Consider the following 22,643-nt stretch of genomic DNA (forward strand, 5'->3'; position numbering starts at 1 on the left):
ATCGTCGGTCGCGATCGTCGCGTCCGATGATACATTCACTTACATCTTGTTCGATAGCGTGCTTATGTTCTCTCTTAACGCTTCATAAAACGGAAGGCACTTTCATGAATGCGATGTTCCGTCACCTGATTCGCGGCGCTTCAGCAGTCACCTTGATCACTGTGTTCACGATAACCTTGACTCAGGCCCAGGACGCACCGGGTATGCGTATCGGTGTACGCGGCGAGATTACCGGTATCAGCGCCGACATTCTGAAAGTCCACGTCAACAGTGGCGAAGACGTGGTGATCAACCTGACCAAGGACACCAAAGTCCGCGCCGTTACCGTGGCCAATATCGAAGACATCAAACCCGGCAGCTACATCGGCTCGGCTGCCGTGCCCCAGGAAGATGGCTCTCTCAAGGCCCTGGAAGTGCACGTGTTCCCACCGGAACTGGCCGGCAGCGGCGACGGCCATCGGCCCTTTGATTTGGTCAAGGGCAGCAGCATGACCAACGGCAGCGTGGGCGATCTGGTGGTCAGCAACGGCCGGGTTCTGACCGTCAACTACAAGGGCGGCCAGCAGAAAATTCTGGTGCCGGAGGATGTGCCGATCGTAAATCTGGTGCCGGGGGATCGGAGCTTGCTGAAAGTGGGCGTGAAGATCGTGACGTTCGTCACCCAAAGCGCCGACGGGACACTCACCGCCCAATCGATCGCGGCCGGCAAGGACGGCATAACCCCACCCATGTAACGGCATGACGTAATTCCCCTCGCCACACAAACATGCACCCACAAAAAAGGCGACCATTGCAGGTCGCCTTTTCGATGGCTCAGGAATTACTGACCGCTGTAAATCTGATCAAAAACCCCACCATCATTGAAGTGGGTCTTCTGCACAGTGCGCCAATCACCAAAGGTCTTCTCCACCGAGAGGAAATCAACCTTCGGGAAGCGATCGGTGTATTTGGCCAATACCGCCGGATCACGTGGGCGCAGGTAGTTGGCAGCCGCAATTTCCTGACCTTCCGGCGACCACAGGTACTTCAAATATTCCTCAGCGGCAGCGCGAGTGCCTTTTTTCTCGACCACTTTGTCGACCACGGATACCGGGGGTTCAGCTTCAGCGGAAACACTCGGGTAAATCACTTCAAACTGATCACGACCAAACTCACGCGCAATCATTTCCGCTTCGTTCTCGAAGGTCACCAGCACGTCGCCGATCTGGTTGGTCATGAACGTGGTGGTCGCTGCACGGCCACCGGTATCCAGCACTGGCGCTTGTTTGAACAGTTTGCCGACGAAGGTTTTGGCCTTGTTCTCGTCGCCGCCGTTTTTCAGCACATAGCCCCAGGCCGAGAGGTAGGTGTAGCGGCCGTTGCCCGAGGTTTTCGGGTTGGGGACGATCACTTGCACGCCATCCTTGAGCAGGTCCGGCCAGTCTTTCAGGGCTTTCGGGTTGCCTTTGCGCACGATGAACACCGTGGCCGAGGTGAATGGCGCGCTGTTGTTTGGCAGGCGCGTGACCCAGTTGTCCGGGACCAGTTTGCCGTTGTCCGCCAGGGCGTTGATGTCGGTGGCCATGTTCATGGTGATGACGTCAGCCGGCAGGCCATCGATCACTGAGCGCGCCTGCTTGCTGGAACCGCCGAAGGACATTTGCAGTGTGATGTTTTCGTTGTGCTCGGCTTGCCAGTGTTTCTGGAAGGCAGCGTTGTAGTCCTTGTAGAAATCTCGCATCACGTCGTAGGAAACGTTAAGCAGGGTCGGTGCAGCCTGAGCCATGCTGCCCAAAGCCAGGCCAGCGGCCAGAAGTGAGGCGCCAAAGAGTTTTTTCACTGCGCATTCCTTGTTTTATCAAACATGTTCTATGGAAAGTGTTGGCAATTTGCCGGCGACTATAGCCGGGCTCGCATAGTCCTTTAAAGATTAAAAAGCACTTTGCTTATTCCAGTTTCTTGAACAGCGCATTGCCACAGCGGGAGCAAAATGCTGCGCCATGTTCGTGACTGTTTTTCTGGCAGGTCGGGCAATCGTGTTGCAATTGTTCACCGCGCATGGCGTTGGCCAGTTCCGCGGTGAAAATCCCCGTTGGCACGGCGATGATCGAGTAACCAGTGATCATCACCAGCGACGAAACCACTTGACCCAATGGTGTTCTGGGCACGATATCGCCAAAGCCCACGGTGGTCAGTGTGACGATGGCCCAATAGATGCCTTTGGGGATGCTGGTGAAGCCGTGTTCCGGGCCTTCGATCACGTACATCAGCGTGCCGAACACCGTCACCAGGGTGCTGACGCTGAGCAGAAACACCACGATCTTCTGCTTGCTGCCGCGCAGCGCCGTCATCAAATAGTTGGCTTGCTTCAGATACGGGCTGAGCTTGAGCACGCGGAAAATCCGCAGCATCCGAATGATCCGGATGATCAGCAAAAACTGCGCATCGCTGTAATACAGCGCGAGGATGCCCGGCACGATCGCCAGCAAATCCACCAAGCCATAGAAGCTGAGCGCGTAGCGTAGCGGCTTGGGCGAGCAATACAGGCGCAGAGCGTATTCGATGGCGAAAACGACGGTGAAGCCCCATTCGATGTACGCCAGTATGTCAGCGTAGTTCTGGTGAACGCTGTCGATACTGTCCAGAATCACGATCACCAGGCTGGCGAGGATGATCAACAGCAGAATGCTGTCGAAGCGCCGACCGGCCGGGGTATCGGATTGGAAGATGATGACGTAAAGCGCTTCACGCCAGTTTTTACTGCTATCCATGGAAAACGCCTGAATCGAGAATCAGCGAAGCCTAGGTCGATTTTCCCCGGTAGCGCAAGGCGCGCTGTCTATGGCGGCCTGACGCAGCACCCGGATGCCTGCGCGAATCAGCCAGCAGGCGAGGATGAAAGGCGCGGTCAACGTGGCCAGGCCGAGTGCGGCGAACCCCGGTGTGAGCAACACCGCCAGCAGGATTGCCAACAATGGCAGCCAAGGCTGGCGACGATTTTGGCTGAAGGCGAGGGCGGCGAGCACGCCGTTGTAGCCGCTCAAACCCAGCAGCGCGGTTGATGTTTCGTGATGCAGAAGAGCGAAGCCGAGGCCGGCAACGGAGCCGAGCAGCGCCCACAGGAAGGCACGACGGTCAGCGATCAGCAAACCCATGGCAATCAGAGTTCCAGCCAGTGGATGACCGAGAAACAGCACCTGGCCGAGCCCTTTCAATGACGCGGCGAGCAAGTTGAGTGTGGTCATTTCGATCAGCGGCGCGGGTTGCTGGGGAGCGGCAAACGACAGTAGCAACCAGCTCATCCCCACAAAGGGCGCGGTGTAGGCGGGAAGGCAATGATGATCGCGTGAACGCTTGAGCCATTGCTGAGTGAGCATCGCGCTCAGGCCCCCAGCGGCAATGATCAGCGGTGGCAACAGCGCTGACCATGGGAAATAAAGGCTCAGCAGCAGACCGAGCAGAATACCGTTGTAACTGAATAGCCCGGCCTGACGATCAGCCTTGGTGTAACCGCGACGTTGTGCGGTGAGCAACCCGGCGACCCCTCCCAGCAGCGCACCGCCGAGCAGGGCTGGCGCGCTGAATAGAATCGCCAACAGACACAGCAGGCCGCACAGCGGATGGCGCTGGAGAAAGATCTGGCTGAAGCCATTGAGCAGGGCAGTGGCCCAGTCGGGGCAGTGGGTGTTGAAGTGGTTGGCAGGCATGATGGGGTCTAGGGCAGAGGAAAATCCAAGGTCTTGCACAAACCTGTGGCGAGGGAGCTTGCTCCCGTTGGGCTGCGGAGCGGCCCTAAAATCGGCAATGCGGTCTTTCTGTTGAAACCGTCATGCCAAAGCGACGACTGCTTTGCAGCCGAGCGGGAGCAAGCTCCCTTGCCACGGGGGTAGTTCTTACAGGAGTAGTTCTTTAAATCAACGTCTCAATGCGCAACGAATTGGTCGACCCCGGCTGCCCAAACGGCACGCCCGCAGTAATCAACAACGTATCGCCGCGTTGAGCCATCCCCTGTGCCTGGGCAATCTCCAACGCCGTCGAGCACACTTCATCCACCTGGCGCAGTCGATCATTGACCACCGAGTGCACCCCCCACGCCACCGTCAAACGCCGCGCGGTCTGCAGGTTCGGCGTCAGGTTGAGGATCGGCACCGTCGGCCGTTCCCGCGCCGCCCGTAGACTCGAGGTGCCAGACTCGCTGTAGTTCACCAGCACCGCCACTGGCAGCACGTTGCTGATGCGGCGGATCGCGCAGCTGATCGCGTCCGACACCGTGGCCTCGGCTTTCGGTCGGCTCACGTCCAGTTGGGCCTGATAGTCCGGGCCGTTTTCCACCTGACGGATGATCTTGCTCATCATCTGCACAGCTTCCAGCGGGTACTCGCCGGATGCGGTTTCCGCCGACAGCATCACCGCGTCCGCACCTTCGGCCACCGCGTTGGCGACGTCAGTGACTTCGGCGCGGGTTGGGGCCGGGGAGAAGCGCATCGACTCCAGCATCTGCGTCGCCACCACCACCGGTTTGCCGAGTTGGCGGCAGGTGCTGATGATGTTTTTCTGAATCTGCGGCACGCTCTCGGCCGGCACTTCCACGCCCAGGTCACCGCGAGCGACCATGATCGCATCGCTCAATTCGGCGATTTCCCGCAGTTGCGTCACGGCCGATGGCTTCTCGATCTTCGCCATCAAATACGCCTTGTCGCCGATCAGTGCGCGAGCTTCGCGAATGTCTTCCGGGCGCTGCACGAACGACAGCGCGACCCAATCCACACCCAGCTCCAGACCGAAACTCAAGTCGCGACGATCCTTGGCGGTCAGGGGGCTCAGATCCAGCACCGCTTGCGGCACGTTCACGCCTTTGCGATCCGACAGCTCTCCGCCATTGAGCACCGTGGTGTCGATCGCATCGGCGTATTTGGTCACTACCCGCAGGCGCAACTTGCCGTCGTCCAGCAGCAGGTCCATGCCTGGCTCCAGCGCTGCGATGATTTCCGGGTGAGGCAAGTTGACCCGACGCTCATCGCCTGGCGTCGGGTCCAGGTCCAGACGCAAGGCCTGACCGCGATGCAGCTGCACTTTGCCTTGGGCGAATTTGCCGACCCGCAATTTCGGGCCTTGCAGGTCCATCAGAATTCCCAGCGGGTAATTCAGCTGGCGCTCGACTTCACGAATCCACTGATAGCGCTGGGCATGGTCGGCATGATCGCCGTGGCTGAAGTTCAGGCGAAAGATATTGACCCCGGCCTGCACCAGCTCACGGATGTCGTCGATCCCGTTGGTGGCCGGGCCAAGGGTGGCGAGGATTTTGACCTTCTTATTAGGCGTCATGTTTAGTGCTCTCGAGAATCAAAATGGCGCGGAAGTCGTTGACGTTGGTGCGGGTCGGCTCGGTGACGATCAGCGCATCCAGCGCCGCGAAGTAGCCGTAGCCATTGTTGTTGTCCAGTTCATCGCTGGCGCTCAGGCCGAGGGCGGCGGCGCGGGCATAACTGTCCGGGGTCATGATGGCGCCGGCGTTGTCTTCGGAGCCGTCGATACCGTCGGTGTCACCGGCCAGCGCGTAGACGCCAGGCAGGCCTTTGAGGCTGTCGGTCAGGCTCAGCAGGAATTCGGCGTTGCGCCCGCCACGGCCATTGCCGCGCACGGTGACGGTGGTTTCGCCGCCGGACAGAATCACGCACGGCGCTGCCAGCGGCTGGCCGTGCTGGACGATCTGCCGCGCAATGCCGGCATGGACTTTCGCCACGTCCCGGGATTCGCCTTCCAGATCGCCGAGAATCAACGGACTGAAACCGGCCTGACGGGCTTTCACCGCTGCCGCTTCCAGCGATTGTTGTGGGCGGGCGATCAACTGGAAATGGCTGCGGGCCAGGCTCGGATCGCCGGGTTTGACCGTTTCCGATTCCGGGTTTTGCAGCCAGGTGCGCACCGAGACCGGGACTTCGATGCCATAACGCTTCAGGATCGCCAGTGCTTCGGCGGAGGTGCTCGGGTCGGCCACAGTGGGACCGGACGCGATGACCGTGGCGAGGTCGCCCGGTACATCGGAAATCGCATAGGTATAAACCGTGGCCGGCCAGCAGGCTTTGCCCAGACGACCGCCCTTGATTGCCGAGAGGTGCTTGCGCACGCAATTCATCTCGCCAATGGTCGCGCCAGATTTGAGCAGGGCTTTGTTGATCGACTGTTTGTCGGCGAGGGTGATGCCGGCTGCGGGCAAGGCGAGCAGGGCAGAGCCGCCGCCGGACAGCAGGAAGATCACGCGGTCGTCTTCGCTCAGGTCGCTGACCAGTTCCAGTACCCGTTTCGCCACGGCCAGACCGGCAGCATCCGGCACCGGGTGCGCGGCTTCGACCACTTCGATTTTTTCGCACGGGACGCCGTGGCCGTAACGGGTCACCACCAGGCCGGACACTTCGCCTTGCCAGCAGCGCTCGACCACCTGGGCCATGGCGGCTGCGGCTTTACCGGCGCCGATGACGATCACCCGACCGCTGCGATCTTTGGGTAAATGAGCTTCGAGGACATGCTGCGGATGGGCCGCGTCGATGGCTGTGGCAAACAGCTCGCGCAGCAGTTGTTGCGGATCGACCGACATGGCGGGCTCCCGGAATTCTTGTTATTGGAGTAAGGCGAAAGCAAGTATTGCGACGCGGTCCTGTGGGAGCTGGCTTGCCTGCGATTCAGGCGACGCGGTCTATCAGGTAGACCGCGTCGATGCCATCGCAGGCAAGCCAGCTCCCACAGGAATCGAGCCAGCTTCAGATCGGTGTTATTTATCGCGAATCGAGAAATTCGCCATGTGTTCCAGGCCCTTGATCAGCGCCGAGTGGTCCCAGTTGCTGCCACCAATAGCCGCGCAAGTGCTGAACACTTGCTGGGTATTGGCGGTGTTCGGCAGGTTGATGCCCAGTTCGCGAGCGCCGGCCAGGGCCAGGTTCAGGTCCTTCTGGTGCAGGCTGATGCGGAAGCCCGGATCGAAGGTGCCCTTGATCATGCGTTCGCCGTGAACTTCAAGGATCTTCGACGACGCGAAACCGCCCATTAGCGCTTCACGCACCTTGGCCGGATCGGCACCGTTTTTCGAGGCGAACAGCAGCGCTTCGGCCACGGCCTGGATGTTCAGGGCGACGATGATCTGGTTCGCCACTTTCGCGGTTTGACCGTCGCCGTTGCCACCGACCAGGGTGATGTTCTTGCCCATGGCCTGGAACAGCGGCAGGGCGCGTTCGAACGCATCGGCATCGCCACCGACCATGATGCTCAGGGTCGCAGCCTTGGCGCCGACTTCACCGCCGGACACTGGTGCGTCGAGGTATTGAGCGCCTTTCTCGTTGATTTTCGCAGCGAAGGTTTTAGTGGCGGTCGGCGAGATCGAGCTCATGTCGATCACGACTTTGCCCTTGCTCACGCCCGCTGCAACACCGTCGGCGCGGAACAGCACGTCGTCGACCTGCGGGGTATCCGGGACCATGACGATGATGAACTCGGCTTCCTGGGCGACTTCTTTCGGGCTCGCCAGGGCGATGGCGCCAGCGGCGACCAGATCGGCAGGGGCTGGGTCGTGGTGTGCCGACAGGAACAGGCTGTGACCGGCTTTCTGCAGGTTCAACGCCATTGGGTGGCCCATGATGCCGGTGCCGATAAATCCGATTTTAGCCATGAGAAAATCCTCTTGTTTTTGTGTAGCCAAATAATGTGCGCGTGGCTGAGGTGGACACATCCTGTGGCGAGGGAGCTTGCTCCCGCTGGGTTGCGAAGCGACCCCAAAACAGCTACTGCGGTGTGTCAGGTAGAACTGCTCGCGGGTTTACGACTGCTTCGCAGCCGAGCGGGAGCAAGCTCCCTCGCCACAATGGTTCTGTTTCAACTTCAAATCGCGTTATGGGTTTTCAGCCAGCCCAAGCCCGCTTCGGTGGTGGTCAGCGGCTTGTATTCACAGCCAACCCAACCCTGATAACCGATGCGGTCCAGGTGTTCGAACAGGAAGCGGTAATTGATTTCACCGGTGCCCGGTTCGTTGCGCCCTGGGTTGTCGGCCAACTGGATGTGGTTGATCTCGCCCAGGTGCGCGGCCATGGTGCGGGCCAGGTCGCCCTCCATGATTTGCATGTGATAGATGTCGTATTGCAGGAACAGATTGGCGCTGCCGACCTGTTCGCGAATCGACAGGGCTTGCGCCGTGTTGTTCAGGTAGAAGCCCGGGATGTCACGGGTGTTGATCGCTTCCATCACCAGTTTGATGCCCGCCGCTTGCAGCTTGTCGGCCGCGTACTTGAGGTTGGCGACAAAGGTCTTTTCCACGGTGGCATCGTCGACACCTTGTGGACGAATACCGGCCAGGCAGTTGATCTGGGTATTGCCCAGCACGTTGGCGTAAGCGATGGCCAGATCGACACCGGCGCGGAATTCTTCGACCCGATCCGGCAAGCACGCGATACCGCGCTCGCCCTTGGCCCAGTCACCGGCCGGCAGGTTGAACAGCACCTGGGTCAAGCCATTGGCATCGAGCCTGGCCTTGATTTCGGCGGAGCTGAAATCGTAGGGAAACAGGTATTCGACACCACTGAAGCCGGCCTTGGCGGCAGCGTCGAAACGGGCAAGAAAATCCTGCTCGGTGAACAGCATGGACAGGTTGGCTGCGAAACGCGGCATGGTGGTCTCCCGTAAATTTGTGCAGTCCCCTGTGGGTGCGAGCCTGTGTGGCGAGGGAGCTTGCTCCCGCTCGGCTGCGAAGCAGTCGCAAAGCTTTTGGGGCCGCTTCGCGACCCAGCGGGAGCAAGCTCCCTCGCCACACAGGCCCGCTCCCACAGTGGGAACGATCAGCAGTTAATCAAGCAACGAAATCGCCGTTGGCGCATCGTTGCCGACCAGCGCCAGGTCTTCGAATTCGTTGACGGCGTTGATCTCGGTGCCCATGGAAATGTTGGTCACGCGCTCCAGAATGATCTCGACGATCACCGGCACCTTGAACTCCTCGATCAGCTCCTGAGCCTTGCGCAGGGCAGGCTGGATCTGATCCGGTTCAAATACCCGCAGCGCCTTGCAACCCAGGCCTTCGGCGACAGCGACATGGTCGACACCGTAACCGTTGAGTTCCGGAGCGTTGAGGTTGTCGAAGGACAGCTGCACGCAGTAGTCCATGTCGAAACCGCGCTGGGCCTGACGGATCAGCCCCAAGTACGAGTTGTTCACGACAACGTGGATGTACGGCAGCTTGAACTGCGCGCCCACCGCCAGTTCTTCGATCATGAACTGGAAGTCATAGTCCCCAGACAGCGCCACCACTTTGCGGGTCGGATCAGCCTTGACCACACCGAGTGCTGCCGGAATGGTCCAGCCCAACGGGCCGGCCTGACCGCAGTTGATCCAGTGACGCGGTTTGTAGACGTGCAGGAACTGCGCGCCGGCAATCTGCGACAGACCGATGGTGCTGACGTAGCAGGTGTCTTTGCCGAACACCTGGTTCATCTCTTCGTAAACGCGCTGCGGTTTTACCGGCACGTTGTCGAAGTGAGTCTTGCGCTGCAGGCTGGACTTGCGCTGCTGGCAGTCTTGCAGCCAGGCGCTGCGGTTTTTCAGCTTGCCGGCGGCTTGCCATTCGCGAGCGACTTCGATGAACACGGTCAACGCGGCAGCGGCGTCGGACACGATGCCCAGGTCCGGGGTGAACACGCGGCCGATCTGGGTCGGTTCGATGTCGACGTGAATGAATTTGCGGCCTTCGGTATAAACGTCGACCGAACCGGTGTGGCGGTTAGCCCAACGGTTACCGACGCCCAGCACCACGTCCGACTTCAGCATCGTGGCGTTGCCATAACGGTGCGAGGTTTGCAGACCGACCATGCCAACCATCAGCGGGTGATCGTCCGGGATGGTGCCCCAGCCCATCAGGGTCGGGATCACCGGAATACCGGTCAACTCAGCGAACTCCACCAGCAACTCGCTGGCGTCGGCATTGATGATGCCGCCACCGGCGACCAGCAATGGACGTTCAGCCTGATCGAGCATGGCCAGGGCCTTCTCGATCTGCACGCGGTTAGCGGTGGGCTTGGCCAGCGGCAGCGGCTCATAGGCGTCGATGTCGAATTCTATTTCAGCCATCTGCACGTCGAACGGCAGGTCGATCAGCACCGGGCCTGGGCGGCCGGAGCGCATTTCATAGAAGGCTTTCTGGAACGCGTAAGGCACTTGGCCCGGCTCCATGACGGTGGTCGACCACTTGGTGACCGGCTTGACTATGCTGGTGATATCGACGGCCTGGAAGTCTTCCTTGTGCATCCGGGCCCGGGGTGCCTGGCCGGTGATGCACAGGATCGGGATCGAGTCGGCCGAGGCACTGTAGAGCCCGGTGACCATGTCGGTGCCGGCCGGGCCGGACGTGCCGATGCACACTCCGATGTTGCCGGCCTTGGTGCGGGTGTAGCCCTCGGCCATGTGCGAGGCGCCTTCAACGTGGCGAGCGAGGACGTGATCGATGCCACCGACCTTCTGCAAGGCGGAGTACAGCGGGTTGATCGCGGCGCCCGGGATGCCAAAAGCGGTATCAACCCCTTCACGGCGCATCACCAGAACGGCGGCTTCGATTGCTCTCATTTTGCTCATGGTTTTGTGCCTCTTACGTTTTGTAATTGTATACAAGTGGCTTTGCGCAGAGTGTATTCACGGCGGACGGCGCAGGTCAATCCATTTTCTCAAGCAGCTGTTTCATTCGTCGGAAGCCCGAAAGACTGTGGCTTTTCGTCGCATGTGGCGCTTTTCGAGAATTATTGTATACAAAAAAATAATTCATTGTGTTCTATTTGTTGTATCGGATTGCGCAATAGAAGGCAATCCAACGGCTTTCCCAATAACAAAATGAGGACGGCACCATGAGCGCTTTAACCTTGAACGTCGCAGTCAACCTGGCCAATCAGGCCATCTCCGCAGGTCGTGCAATCTCTGCCGCGCCCTTGACCGTTGCCGTACTGGACGCCGGCGGGCACTTGATAACGCTGCAACGCGAAGACGGCGCGAGCCTGCTGCGCCCGCAGATCGCCATCGGCAAGGCCTGGGGTGCAATCGCCCTGGGCAAGGGTTCACGCCTGCTGGCGCAGGACGCCCAACAACGCCCGGCTTTCTTCGCCGCGCTGAATAGCCTGGGGCAGGGCAGCGTCGTCCCGGTACCGGGCGGCGTGTTGATTCGGGATCAGGATGGGAGTGTGTTGGGGGCGGTGGGCATCAGCGGTGATTTGTCTGATGTTGATGAGCAATGTGCGATCAACGCAATCGAGGCTTTGGGGTTGCAGGCGGATGCTGGGGTTTCTGCTTGATTAATGGGTGATTGATCTACCGCTATCGCCAGCGGGCTGGCTCCCACAGGGGATTATCTGCGTGTCAGAGATCCACTGTGGGAGCCAGCCTGCTGGCGATGGTGCCCTACCAGACACATCCTGCCAAAAGTCTGCCCCCGCCTTTTAGTCATCACAAGACTAGGCTCTTTTTGATTTCATTATGAAAAGGGCAATGGAATGCCGGATTTACCAGCTTCAAACCGTCTGCGCATCGGCCGCTATGCCGAGCAAAACCGCATCTATCTCTTAACGACAAACACACTCGACCGAGAACCTGTTTTCAAGGACTTCACCTTGGGCAGATTAGTCGTCTCGCAATTTCGCGCTGCGCAGGACCAAGGTTGTGCAAACTCACTGGCCTGGGTCGTCATGCCGGATCATTTTCATTGGCTGATCGAATTGCAGCGGGGGTCGCTGTGCGGACTGATGCAAAGGACCAAGTCTTTGAGTACCAAGGCAGTGAATCTGTCTGCCGGCCGTAGGGCCAGTCTTTGGCAGCGAGGTTTTCATGATCGAGCGCTGCGTCGTGAAGAGGACTTGGTAAAGGTTGCCCGGTATGTTGTGGCTAACCCGTTGCGGGCCGGGTTGGTCGAGCGGCTTGGCGACTATCCGCTGTGGGATGCGATCTGGGTTTGATCCAAAAACCGCGACGTCCCCATCGCCAGCAGGCTGGCTCCCACAGGTGGATCATCTGAGTGTCAGAGATCCACTGTGGGAGCCAGCCTGCTGGCGATAGGGGCGCCGCGGTCTACCGATCAGGCTCACACCCCTTAAGCACCAACCTGATAATCGTCTGCGCCGCCGCCTCATAGTCGGCCTCATCCAGCTTGGCTTTACCGGTAACCGCAGAGATCTGCCAGTCGAAGTCGGCGTAGGTCTGGGTCGCGGCCCAGATGCTGAACATCAGGTGGTTGGGGTCGATCGGGGCGATCTGGCCACGGTCGATCCAGGTCTGGATGCAGTCGATGTTGTGTCTGGCCTGGCCATTGAGCTGCTCGACCAGGTCGGGGCTCAAGTGTGGGGCGCCGTGCATGATTTCGCTGGCGAACACCTTGGAGGCGAAGGGCAGGTCACGGGAGATGCGGATTTTCGAGCGAATATAGCCGCTCAGCACTTCGCTGGGCACGCCGTCGGCGTTGAACGGCGTCGAGGCCTGCAGAATCGGCTCGATAATGCTTTCCAGGACCTCGCGGTAGAGGTTTTCCTTGGATTTGAAGTAGTAGTAGACGTTGGGCTTGGGCAGCCCGGCCTTGGCCGCGATGTCACTGGTTTTGGTCGCAGCGAAGCCCTTGTCGGCAAATTCTTCACTGGCGGCACGCAGGATCAGTGCTTTGTTGCGCTCGCGGATAGTGCTCATAAACCAAGGAGTTCCTTGCCTGTTCTGGCGGTTGCGCATGGTAGCACCGGCCTCGCGCGGCGCTCAAGAATGCCCCGTCTGGCCTCGGGTCGCGCTATGCTGCGCACCATTCATTCAAGAAGGAAACCTGATTCATGGCAGGAAGCAGTTTGCTGGTGCTGATCGACGACATCGCCACCGTACTGGACGATGTGGCGTTGATGACCAAAATGGCCGCGAAGAAGACCGCCGGTGTGCTTGGTGACGATCTGGCGCTCAACGCCCAGCAGGTTTCCGGCGTGCGTGCCGAGCGGGAAATCCCGGTGGTATGGGCGGTGGCCAAGGGCTCGTTCCTCAACAAGCTGATCCTGGTGCCGTCGGCCTTGGCCATCAGCGCGTTCATTCCGTGGCTGGTCACGCCGTTGTTGATGGTCGGTGGCGCTTACCTGTGCTTCGAAGGTTTCGAGAAACTCGCGCACAAATTCCTGCACAGCAAAGCTGAAGATCAGGCCGAACACGCAGAGCTGGTCGAGGCTGTGGCCAACCCAGCGGTCGATCTGGTGGCGTTCGAGAAGGACAAGATCAAAGGTGCGATCCGTACCGACTTCATTCTCTCGGCGGAAATCATCGCCATCACCCTGGGCACCGTGGCTGCCGCTTCGCTGACCCAGCAAGTGATCGTGCTCTCGGGCATCGCCATCGTCATGACCATCGGTGTGTATGGCCTGGTTGCGGGCATCGTCAAACTCGATGACCTCGGTCTGTGGCTGACCCAGAAGCCTGGGCAAATGGCCAAAAGCATCGGCGGCGGGATCCTGCGTGCAGCGCCGTACATGATGAAAAGCCTGTCGGTGATCGGCACCGCGGCGATGTTCTTGGTCGGCGGCGGGATTCTGACCCACGGCGTGCCGGTGGTTCATCACTGGATCGAGAGTGTCAGCGCGGGTGCTGGTGGGGCCGGGTTTATCGTGCCGACGTTGCTGAACGCCGTGGCCGGGATTGTGGCGGGTGCGGCGGTGTTGGTTGGGGTGATGGCTGTCAGCAAGGTTTGGAAAACGGTAAAGGCCTGAACCTGTGGGAGCGAGCCTGCTCGCGATAGCGGTCTAACAGTCAACATTGATGGTGAATGTTATGACTTCATCGCGAGCAGGCTCGCTCCCACAGTAGGTCGGCGGTGCTTGGGACACCGCGCATGAAAAAGGCCATTCGACGCAAATCGAATGGCCTTTTTTGTTGCCGACGGAATTACTCGGCGACCTGCAGCTTGCGCGACTCGGTGTACACGTAACGCACTTTTTCATACTCGAACGGCGTGTTCAGTTGGCCGTAGCGGAAGCTGTTCTGATAACGCTTGTCGATGATGCGCAGCGCCAGGACTTCCGGGTGGTTGGAGCTGACTTCGGCGACGTTCAGGAAGTTGATCGCCGATTCGCCGGTGTAATCCACTACCAGGCCCGCAGTATCACGCAGGTTCGACGGGCCGAGGATCGGCAGCACGAAGTAGGCGCCGCCCGGTATGCCGTAGAAGCCCAGCGTCTGGCCGAAGTCTTCGCTCTGGCGCGGCAGTCCCATGGCGGTGGCCGGGTCCCACAGGCCGGCGATACCGATGGTGGTGTTGAGCAGCAGGCGCGCGGTGGTTTCCATCGAACGCTGCCCCTTGAATTGCAGCAGGCTGTTCACCAGGTTCGGCACATCGCCGACGTTGTTAAAGAAATTGCTGACGCCGGTGCGCAGGAAACTTGGGGTGATGTAGCGATAGCCGTTGACCACGGGCAGGAACACCCATTGGTCAAAACGGTAGTTGAAGTGGTAGACGCGGCGGTTCCACTCTTCCAGCGGGTCGTAGACGTTCAACGCGTTGAGCGTTGAGCGTTCGAACTCGCGCTGATCCAGCCCCGGGTTGAATTTGAGTTTGCTCAGCGGTTCCTTGAAGCCGTCACTATCGACCACCACAGGTGCATTGGCTTTGCTGTTGTCGGCGTTGGCGACGCCTGCACAAAGTAACGCTGCGATCAGCAGGGGGTATTTAGCCACGGAAAAACTCCAGCATGGCGTCGCTGTTGACGCGGTAATTGAGGTTGCCGCAATGGCCGCCCAGTGGATAAACGGTCAAGCGATCGCCAAAGGTCTTGCGCAGGAACCCCAGGTCGCCAGGGCCGAGGATCACGTCGTCGGCGTTGTGCATGACGGCGATTTTCGGGCTGTCGTGCAGGTAGTCCTTGAGCGCATACAGGCTCACCTGATCGATCAGTTGCAGCAGGCTGCCGCCGTCGGTGCGGGCGCGCCACATCGGAATGACCTGTTCGGTCAGGTAGCAGTCGAAGTCGCATTGCAGCGCACGTTTGAGGAACGGCGTGAGGGTGGTGCCTTCGGTGATCGGGTATTTCGGTGGCGTGATCAGGCCGCGGCGGTTGATCAGGTCCGAGGTGAAGGCAATGTCGGCCGCCGAGAAGCGAAACGAGGTGCCGATCAGCATCGCCATCTGCTCGTTGCTCAAGTGCTGCTTGGACTGCTGGAAGTCGTAGAGGAGGGCATCGTTGAGGTCGATGTAGCCCTTCTGCTGGAAGTAACGGGTTAGTTTGTCCAGCACCAACTCATAGAAAGTGGTGGAGTTGTTGATGCCTTTCACCTCTGTCTGTACCAGCTTGTCCAGGTTGGTGATCGAGGTGTAAAGGTTGACCGGCGGGTTGAGTAGCAAGACTTTCTTGAAATTGAAGCTGCGACGGGTTTCATCCAGGTGCGCCACAAATGCCGCATCCAGGGCGCCGAGGCTGTAACCGGTCAGGAAATAGTCGGTGACCGGCAGTTTCGGATTCTGCGCCCGCACGGCCTGCATCACCCGGTACATGTCTTCGGCATCTTCCTTGGTTACGCCAGGGGTGGCGAAACGCGAGGCGGCGGTCATGAAGTCGAAGCTGGTCGGCGACGACAGCTGCACCACATGATAGCCGGCCTTGTAGTAGAGCTTTTTCAGGTACTCGTTGAGGGTGCTGTCATAGCGTGCACCCGTGCCGGAAATCAGGAAGATCAACGGTGCCGCTTTATCTTGCGTGGCGATGCGGTAGGTGAGTTTCTTTACCGGCCAGAAGTTGTCCGGCAGGCTGAATTCACGCTCCGGGCGCAACGTGACGCTGCGATCCGACTGATTGATGTCTTCGTCCAGCGGCAGTTCCGGGCGTAACTCCGGCGGTGTCGTGGCGATAGTCGCCTCGAACGGGTTGGTCAGGGGGTAGCCGTAACTGGCGGCATCAATGTCGGCCGCCAGTGCGGACGCACTTAAAATCAAGCCGCCAAACAGGGCGGCGAAGCGCAAGGAACGGAGCATGACTAGATCCCTTAGAGGAAGGTGCCGAATGAAGTTCGCAGGCTATGACCATCGGATTTGCGCCAAAGTGCCATGATCGGCACCAAACAGGCCTGATTTCGGAGCAACGGTAGCGGGACGATACACTTTGCAGTGATTGGCTGGCCAGTTAACTGTTGTTAGCGCTTGCGTAAGGCTGTTGGGAGATTAAGCTGGCCGCCGATTTCGTTTATTGGAGTGTTTCATGTCCCGCCGTCTGCCCGTGATCCTGTTGCTCGTTCTTCTGCCATTGTGGCTGGCCGCCAGTTATGGCGCGCGTTATGGCTTCATGGAGGATGCTCAATGGGTCGGCATTTGCGTTGACGAGGCCAGTCGCTGGGAATGCCAGATTCGGTCGAACCTGGGCCTGATGATTCATTTCAAGGTGCTGGGCTGGTCGGCAGTGGCCGCCGCCGTGCTCGGTTTTGTGTTGCCGGGGCGAGCGGGGTGGTGGCTGGCGGTGCTGGCGCTGGTGTTCGGGTTTCCGGCGCTGGCGTTGTACACCACCACGTTGGCGGTATTTGCGGTGGTGATTGCTGCTTTGCGGTTGGTCCGGGCGTCCCGCGGGGTTTGATAGTCCGTCATCGCGAGCAGGCTCGCTCCCACATTCGACCGCATCTAGCATGAGAACGCGGTTAAAGGTGGGAGCGAGCCTGCTCGCGATGGGGCCGGTTGCCGCGCTGAAGATCAGCCCTTGCGAACCCGCAAGCTGCGCCACAACGCCGCTACCATCAACCCACTCACCAGCGCCCAACCCCAGGCCTGTTGGTTCTGCAAACCTTCTTGATACAGCTGCGGCGCAATGCCGGCGCCGATGATGAAGGTCAGCAGGGCGATTTCCCGACGCGGCACACTGACCGGCCGGCACAGGTACACCAGCGCCGGCAGGATGAACGCGACACTCGGGAAGCTGCGATAACGCGGGTCGAACACCAGCTCCAGCATCATCACCGCCGTGGCAAAACCTGCCACTGCCAACCACCAGCCAGCTCGACGTTCCAGCGCATTGAAGGCGCGTTCACGCCAACCGGTGCGGGCGCTCAAGGTCAGCGCGGCATGGGCCAGCACCAACAAATTCAACCCCGTCAGCAAAGCGACCCATAGCCACTCACTGGGAAACCGGGTGGTGACACGGGCCAGATCGCCCCAGGCGCCAATCGAACAGGCCGCCAACGCGCCGAGCAGTGGCAGAACCAATGCCGCGCGGGTGCTGCGAACGCGACCGCCGAGGATCAGCGTACCGATGAAGATCAAGCCACCCACTACCAGCCATTGCGACCAGTACGGCACGTTCGAGACCGGCCCGGCGAGCACGCCCTTATCCTGGCGATCAGCGTCGAACAGTCCCCAGTAACCCCCGACCGCACCTTCGCTGGCGCGTTTCCAGGGCTGGTCGAACGCTTCGATCAGGTTGTAATGCCAGCCTTGCTGCTCGGCCATGATCACAAAGCTGCGAATGAACTTGGCTTCATTGACCCGGCTCGGCAGGGCGGTTTCGCGCTGACGGCCTTCGCTCGGCCAGCCGGTTTCGCCAATCATCACGTCTTTGGGCGCGAATTTGTTGCCGAACACCTGGCGCACTTCGGCCACATGCTGCAGTGCAGCGTCGATGTTCGACGGATCGTCTTCCCAGTACGGCAGCAAATGGATGGTCAGGAAGTCTACTGCCGGGGCGATTTCAGGGTGCTTGAGCCAGAACTCCCAGACGTCAGCGTAAGTCACCGGTTGTTTGACCTGACTTTTGACCTTGTTAATCAGCGTCGCCAACTGTGCACCGGTGACTTCCTTGCGCAGCAGGGTTTCGTTACCTACGATCACTGAGGTCACGACATCGGCGTTGGCATTGGCCGAGGCGATCAGCAGGTCGACCTCCTTGGCGGTGTCCACCGGGTTGCTGTTGACCCAGGCGCCGATCATCAGCTTCAAGCCATGCTTGCGTGCCAGATCGGGCAGGGCCTCGAGGCCGGTCATGGAATAAGTGCGGATGCATTCGAAACGGGTTGCCAGCAGTGCGAGGTCGGCGTCCATGCGCTCGGGGCGCAGTTTGAACGGCACATCGAACGGCGATTGGTCTTTGTCGAACGGGGTGTAGGAGGCGCATTGCAGCTTGTGCGTCGCGCTGGCCACGTCCGGCAGGATCACCGGTTTGCCGAGGCCGTACCAGAAGCCACCGAGGGCAAAAAGCCCCAGCAGGCAGGCGAATAAATAAGCAAAAAAAGGAAAGCGGGATGTCGCGGGCATGGTCGGGCCGTCTGGGAACAAAGCCGCGCATGTTACCTGCATTTATCCCGCGCTTGGTGGCTTGCACAATTTTGTCATGCAAAGTTCGGGCGGGGCGGCGGATGGATTTGCGACGGTTGCAATTAATGGCCTTCTGATGTCGTTTCTCGATGTTTTGAGGTCGCTGGCAGAGCAGGTCGTCATGGGCGTCAGGTTGATCATCCAATCGTCAGTACTCCGCTGATGTTTGAACGAGTTTGCGGTGAGGCGTGATGGGGGCGCTGTGCACCATAACAATACGTTGAGCGGCTCGGCATCCGTCGGGCGCAGCACTTTCGGGGAAGTAACGATGAAGATGCGACGACTCTTGGGCGCAGGTGCCGCTTTGGTGCTGGCGATCAGTTCTACGATGGCCAGCGCTGAAGGCAAGGCAGTGACGATCGGTTATGTAGACGGCTGGTCGGACAGTGTCGCCACGACCAACGTGGCTGCCGAGGTGATCCGGCAGAAGCTCGGTTATGACGTGAAACTGCAAGCGGTTGCCACCGGGATCATGTGGCAGGGTGTGGCCACAGGCAAACTCGACGCCATGCTGTCGGCGTGGCTGCCCGTGACTCACGGTGAATACTGGACCAAGAACAAGGATCAGGTCGTCGATTACGGCCCGAACTTCAAGGATGCGAAAATCGGCCTGATCGTGCCGGAGTACGTCAAGGCCAAGTCTATTGCCGATCTGAAAACCGACGACAGCTTCAAGGGTCGTATCGTCGGTATCGACGCCGGTTCAGGCGTGATGCTCAAGACCGATCAGGCCATCAAGGATTACGGTCTGGACAACTACACCCTCAAGGCCAGTTCTGGCGCCGGCATGATTGCCGAGCTGACCCGTGCCGAGAAGAAAAACGAATCCATTGCCGTCACCGGTTGGGTGCCGCACTGGATGTTCGCCAAGTGGAAACTGCGCTTCCTGGACGACCCGAAAGGCGTTTATGGCGCGGCTGAAACCGTGAACAGCATCGGTAGCAAAGAGCTGGCAACCAAAGCGCCGGAAGTTGCGAAGTTCCTGAAGAACTTCCAATGGGCGTCGAAAGACGAAATCGGCGAAGTCATGTTGGCGATCCAGGATGGCGCCAAACCTGAAGTCGCTGCGAAGGATTGGGTGGCCAAACACCCGGATCGCGTTGCCGACTGGACCAAATGATTTGACCTGAAGCGCCTAGTCAGCACCTCTAAAGGCCCTTTGGCATAAATGCCAAGGGGCCTTTTGCTTTTTTATGTGGGAGCGGGCTTGCTCGCGAAAGCGGTGTGTCATTCAGCATCGATGTTGGCTGACACTCCGCCTTCGCGAGCAAGTCGGATCGCCGCACCGCCGCTCCCACATTGTTTAATGCATGCTGAAAAAATGGCGACTCTGTCATGTCGTTCTAATACTAAGGTCGTCTGGAACCTGTCCGGCAGCCGCATAGAGTGGATACCGTTCCAACTAAATCTGTGCTGCGAGGATAAAAACAATGAACGACAGCATTTACCTCTCTATTCAAAACAGCTCGCGCTTCAAAGAGCTGGTCAGCAAGAGAGAACGATTCGCCTGGATTCTTTCAGCGATCATGCTTGGGCTGTACTCCGGATTCATCCTTTTGATTGCTTACGGGCCGCATATTCTGGGCGCGAAAATCAGCCCCGAGTCTTCGGTTACGTGGGGCATTCCGATCGGTGTCGGGCTGATCGTTTCGGCCTTTATCCTGACGGGCGTCTACGTGCGGCGCGCCAATGGCGAATTCGACGACTTGAACAATGCGATTCTCAAGGAGGCTCAGCAATGATCCGGCGCCTAATGGCTCTATTGAGCATCGCAGCCTTCGCACCTGGCGCCTGGGCGGCTGAAGCCCTGACGGGTGCGGTACAAAAGCAACCGCTCAACGTTTCCGCGATCCTGATGTTCGTGGCATTCGTGGGTGCGACCCTGTGCATCACTTACTGGGCTTCCAAGAAAAACAACTCGGCCGCCGACTACTATGCGGCGGGCGGCAAGATCACCGGTTTCCAGAACGGCTTGGCGATTGCCGGTGACTACATGTCCGCGGCGTCCTTCCTGGGTATTTCCGCCCTGGTGTTCACCTCAGGCTACGATGGCCTGATCTACTCGATCGGCTTCCTGGTGGGCTGGCCGATCATTCTGTTCCTGATCGCCGAGCGCCTGCGTAACCTGGGCAAGTACACCTTTGCCGACGTTGCGTCATATCGCCTGGGGCAGACCCAGATCCGTTCGCTGTCGGCGTGTGGTTCGCTGGTGGTGGTGGCGTTCTACCTGATCGCGCAAATGGTTGGTGCCGGCAAGCTGATTCAGCTGCTGTTCGGTCTTGACTATCATGTTGCGGTGATTCTGGTCGGTATCCTGATGTGCATGTACGTGCTGTTCGGCGGCATGCTGGCGACCACTTGGGTACAGATCATCAAGGCGGTGCTGTTGCTGTCCGGTGCCTCGTTCATGGCGCTGATGGTGATGAAGCACGTCAACTTCGACTTCAATGCGCTGTTCTCCGAGGCGATCAAGGTTCACCCTAAAGGTGAAGCGATCATGAGCCCCGGTGGCCTGGTGAAAGATCCGGTCTCCGCGTTTTCCCTTGGCCTGGCATTGATGTTCGGTACCGCTGGCCTGCCGCACATTCTGATGCGCTTCTTCACCGTGAGTGACGCTAAAGAAGCTCGTAAAAGCGTGCTGTATGCAACCGGCTTCATTGGCTACTTCTACATCCTGACCTTCATCATCGGCTTCGGTGCGATTCTGCTGGTCAGCACCAATCCGGTTTTCAAGGACGCGGCTGGCGCGCTGTTGGGCGGCAACAACATGGCGGCGGTGCATTTGGCCAACGCGGTGGGTGGCAGTATGTTCCTTGGCTTCATCTCGGCGGTGGCGTTCGCAACCATCCTGGCGGTGGTGGCTGGTCTGACCCTGGCCGGTGCTTCGGCGGTGTCCCATGATCTGTATGCCAGCGTGATCAAGAAGGGCAAGGCCAACGAGAAGGATGAGATCCGTGTCTCGAAAATCACCACCATCGCTCTGGCGGTGCTGGCGATCGGCCTGGGCATTCTGTTCGAGAAGCAGAACATCGCGTTCATGGTGGGCCTGGCGTTCTCTATCGCGGCGAGCTGCAACTTCCCGGTGCTGCTGCTTTCGATGTACTGGAAGAAGCTGACGACTCGCGGTGCGATGATCGGTGGCTGGCTGGGTCTGGTCAGTGCTGTTGGCTTGATGGTGTTGGGGCCAACCATCTGGGTGCAGATCCTGGGTCACGAGAAGGCGATCTTCCCGTATGAATACCCGGCGCTGTTCTCCATGGCCATTGCGTTTGTCGGTATCTGGTTCTTCTCGGTCACTGACAAGTCGGCCGAGGGTGTGAATGAACGTGCGCTGTTCTTCCCGCAGTTTGTTCGTTCGCAAACTGGGTTGGGGGCGAGTGGGGCGGTTTCGCACTAAGGCTTTGAGTTTCTATATATAAGCTGAGCTACACAAAATGCCCTGGTCGAGAGATTGGGGCATTTTTTTTATTGGGCGGTTTGGCCTTTGTAGGAGCGAGGCTTGCCCGCGAAGGCGGCCTGACAATCGACCTGTTTCTTGCGGATGTACACCGATCAAATTGTGGGAGCTGGCTTGTCGGGTCGCCACATCGCTGCGATGGCGGCCTGATAGCCGGTCGGGCTCTTTGATCGTGTGCATATCCGTTTCTGCGGTAGCTCCGGCTGGCGGTTTCGCTCTTACAGCGAGTCCCTTTTCCAAACGCCGAAAAGGAACCAAAAGGCTTTGCCCCTCCATTTGGTGCCTCGCTTAGGCTCGGCATGCCATAACGAAGGCATTGCTCCGGGGGCCCGCCGCCATCGGCCATCCATGGCCGGGGGCGGCTACCGCGGCATCCTTGCCGCGGTGCCCCCTACGCAACGCCTGCGTTCGGCCTCTGGGAAAGGGGCGGCAGATCAAGATCAAAAGCCAAAGCAACGGCAACGGCAAGATCAACAGCTTCGCGAGCAAGCCCGCTCCCACAGTTGGACTGGGTACATCCCGGGAAGATTGGTCGGCTGGCGGGCCGCCATCGCAGCGATGCGGCGACCCGACAAGCCAGCTCCCACAAAAAATCAGAGCGCATCCAAAATCAGAGCACATCCGCCTTGCCTTTCACCACTCAACAGGCCGAGCGTTAGCTCGCCTGCAGCTTTTGATCTTGATGCACCGCCCCCTCGAGAGGCCGAGTGGAGGTCCTGCGCAGTGGGCAACCCGGCATGGATGCCGGGTTAGCCGCCCCCGGCCATGGATGGCCGATGGCGGCGGGCCCACGGAGCAGGACTGGAGCGAGGGCATGCCGAGCCTTAGCGAGGCACCGAACGACAGGGGCAAAAAGCGCTTTGGTTACTTTCGCGCTTTTCGAAAGTGACCCGCTGT

The 22,643-nt window shown here is 59.4% G+C and carries 20 protein-coding genes; 8 read left to right on the forward strand and 12 right to left on the reverse strand.

The features are described 5' to 3' along the window. Positions 1-104: 104 nt before the first annotated feature. Positions 105-734, forward strand: a complete 630-nt coding sequence (locus ACZ3HH_RS24945) for a hypothetical protein (RefSeq protein ID WP_465808627.1) — start codon at positions 105-107, stop codon at positions 732-734. Positions 735-820: 86 nt separating this feature from the next. Here the strand turns inward: ACZ3HH_RS24945 and ACZ3HH_RS24950 are convergent, their stop codons facing one another. From ACZ3HH_RS24950 to gcl, 8 genes are all read right to left on the reverse strand, one after another. Next, complete coding sequence (locus ACZ3HH_RS24950) at positions 821-1,819, reverse strand: sulfate ABC transporter substrate-binding protein (protein ID WP_052966773.1); 999 nt, start codon at positions 1,817-1,819, stop codon at positions 821-823. A gap of 106 nt (positions 1,820-1,925) precedes the next feature. Further along, positions 1,926-2,750, reverse strand: coding sequence for an ion transporter (locus tag ACZ3HH_RS24955; protein ID WP_465808630.1), 825 nt, complete (start codon positions 2,748-2,750; stop codon positions 1,926-1,928). Between the two features lie 21 nt (positions 2,751-2,771). Continuing rightward, complete coding sequence (locus ACZ3HH_RS24960) at positions 2,772-3,686, reverse strand: urea transporter (protein ID WP_465808632.1); 915 nt, start codon at positions 3,684-3,686, stop codon at positions 2,772-2,774. Positions 3,687-3,888: 202 nt separating this feature from the next. Next, positions 3,889-5,304, reverse strand: a complete 1,416-nt coding sequence (gene pyk, locus ACZ3HH_RS24965; protein WP_038979654.1) for a pyruvate kinase — start codon at positions 5,302-5,304, stop codon at positions 3,889-3,891. Further along, positions 5,294-6,574: a glycerate kinase type-2 family protein gene (locus ACZ3HH_RS24970; RefSeq protein WP_465808634.1), complete on the reverse strand. Its 1,281-nt coding sequence runs from the start codon at positions 6,572-6,574 to the stop codon at positions 5,294-5,296. Before ACZ3HH_RS24970 ends, pyk begins: the two co-directional genes overlap by 11 nt. A gap of 174 nt (positions 6,575-6,748) precedes the next feature. Continuing rightward, the gene (locus ACZ3HH_RS24975) at positions 6,749-7,639 is read right to left on the reverse strand and encodes a 2-hydroxy-3-oxopropionate reductase (RefSeq protein WP_465808636.1); all 891 of its coding nucleotides are present in this window, start codon (positions 7,637-7,639) and stop codon (positions 6,749-6,751) included. 209 nt (positions 7,640-7,848) lie between these two features. Next, complete coding sequence (gene hyi, locus ACZ3HH_RS24980; protein WP_008073039.1) at positions 7,849-8,631, reverse strand: hydroxypyruvate isomerase; 783 nt, start codon at positions 8,629-8,631, stop codon at positions 7,849-7,851. A gap of 174 nt (positions 8,632-8,805) precedes the next feature. Then, positions 8,806-10,581, reverse strand: a complete 1,776-nt coding sequence (gene gcl, locus ACZ3HH_RS24985; protein WP_465808639.1) for a glyoxylate carboligase — start codon at positions 10,579-10,581, stop codon at positions 8,806-8,808. 266 nt (positions 10,582-10,847) lie between these two features. Here gcl and ACZ3HH_RS24990 point away from each other — a divergent pair, with 266 nt between their 5' ends. Both ACZ3HH_RS24990 and ACZ3HH_RS24995 read left to right on the forward strand, forming a co-directional pair. Next, positions 10,848-11,288, forward strand: a complete 441-nt coding sequence (locus ACZ3HH_RS24990; RefSeq protein WP_465808640.1) for a GlcG/HbpS family heme-binding protein — start codon at positions 10,848-10,850, stop codon at positions 11,286-11,288. 198 nt (positions 11,289-11,486) lie between these two features. Continuing rightward, positions 11,487-11,945 (forward strand): REP-associated tyrosine transposase, encoded by a 459-nt coding sequence (locus ACZ3HH_RS24995; RefSeq protein ID WP_465808642.1) that lies wholly within the window; start codon positions 11,487-11,489, stop codon positions 11,943-11,945. Positions 11,946-12,057: 112 nt separating this feature from the next. Here the strand turns inward: ACZ3HH_RS24995 and ACZ3HH_RS25000 are convergent, their stop codons facing one another. After that, on the reverse strand, positions 12,058-12,666 hold the full coding sequence (locus tag ACZ3HH_RS25000; RefSeq protein WP_465808644.1) for a TetR/AcrR family transcriptional regulator: 609 nt from the start codon (positions 12,664-12,666) through the stop codon (positions 12,058-12,060). Positions 12,667-12,800: 134 nt separating this feature from the next. Between ACZ3HH_RS25000 and ACZ3HH_RS25005 the strand changes: the two genes are divergently transcribed. Further along, entirely contained in the window at positions 12,801-13,715 is a 915-nt protein-coding gene (locus ACZ3HH_RS25005) for a DUF808 domain-containing protein (protein WP_465808646.1), read from the forward strand. A gap of 175 nt (positions 13,716-13,890) precedes the next feature. On the opposite strand, the gene ACZ3HH_RS25010 is transcribed toward ACZ3HH_RS25005, so the two are convergent. Together ACZ3HH_RS25010 and ACZ3HH_RS25015 are read right to left on the reverse strand one after the other, a co-directional pair. After that, positions 13,891-14,679: an MlaA family lipoprotein gene (locus ACZ3HH_RS25010; protein ID WP_465808647.1), complete on the reverse strand. Its 789-nt coding sequence runs from the start codon at positions 14,677-14,679 to the stop codon at positions 13,891-13,893. Then, positions 14,672-15,970 (reverse strand): serine/threonine protein kinase, encoded by a 1,299-nt coding sequence (locus tag ACZ3HH_RS25015; protein WP_465808649.1) that lies wholly within the window; start codon positions 15,968-15,970, stop codon positions 14,672-14,674. The genes ACZ3HH_RS25010 and ACZ3HH_RS25015 overlap by 8 nt, the downstream gene beginning before the upstream one ends. A 223-nt stretch (positions 15,971-16,193) precedes the next feature. Here ACZ3HH_RS25015 and ACZ3HH_RS25020 point away from each other — a divergent pair, with 223 nt between their 5' ends. Continuing rightward, a complete protein-coding gene (locus ACZ3HH_RS25020; RefSeq protein WP_465808651.1) occupies positions 16,194-16,562 on the forward strand; it encodes a hypothetical protein in 369 nt (122 codons plus the stop codon). 113 nt (positions 16,563-16,675) lie between these two features. Here ACZ3HH_RS25020 and ACZ3HH_RS25025 read toward each other — a convergent pair whose 3' ends face one another. Then, complete coding sequence (locus ACZ3HH_RS25025) at positions 16,676-18,271, reverse strand: glycoside hydrolase family 17 protein (RefSeq protein WP_465808653.1); 1,596 nt, start codon at positions 18,269-18,271, stop codon at positions 16,676-16,678. 286 nt (positions 18,272-18,557) lie between these two features. Here ACZ3HH_RS25025 and ACZ3HH_RS25030 point away from each other — a divergent pair, with 286 nt between their 5' ends. The 3 genes from ACZ3HH_RS25030 (at position 18,558) to ACZ3HH_RS25040 (ending at position 21,686) form a co-directional block, all read left to right on the forward strand. Continuing rightward, complete coding sequence (locus ACZ3HH_RS25030; protein WP_465808655.1) at positions 18,558-19,409, forward strand: glycine betaine ABC transporter substrate-binding protein; 852 nt, start codon at positions 18,558-18,560, stop codon at positions 19,407-19,409. 310 nt (positions 19,410-19,719) lie between these two features. Then, positions 19,720-20,031, forward strand: a complete 312-nt coding sequence (locus ACZ3HH_RS25035) for a DUF485 domain-containing protein (RefSeq protein ID WP_465808657.1) — start codon at positions 19,720-19,722, stop codon at positions 20,029-20,031. Then, the gene (locus ACZ3HH_RS25040) at positions 20,028-21,686 is read left to right on the forward strand and encodes a cation acetate symporter (protein ID WP_465808659.1); all 1,659 of its coding nucleotides are present in this window, start codon (positions 20,028-20,030) and stop codon (positions 21,684-21,686) included. The genes ACZ3HH_RS25035 and ACZ3HH_RS25040 overlap by 4 nt, the downstream gene beginning before the upstream one ends. Positions 21,687-22,643: the final 957 nt, after the last annotated feature.

The organism is Pseudomonas sp. PME37.24/025, from assembly GCF_055556615.1.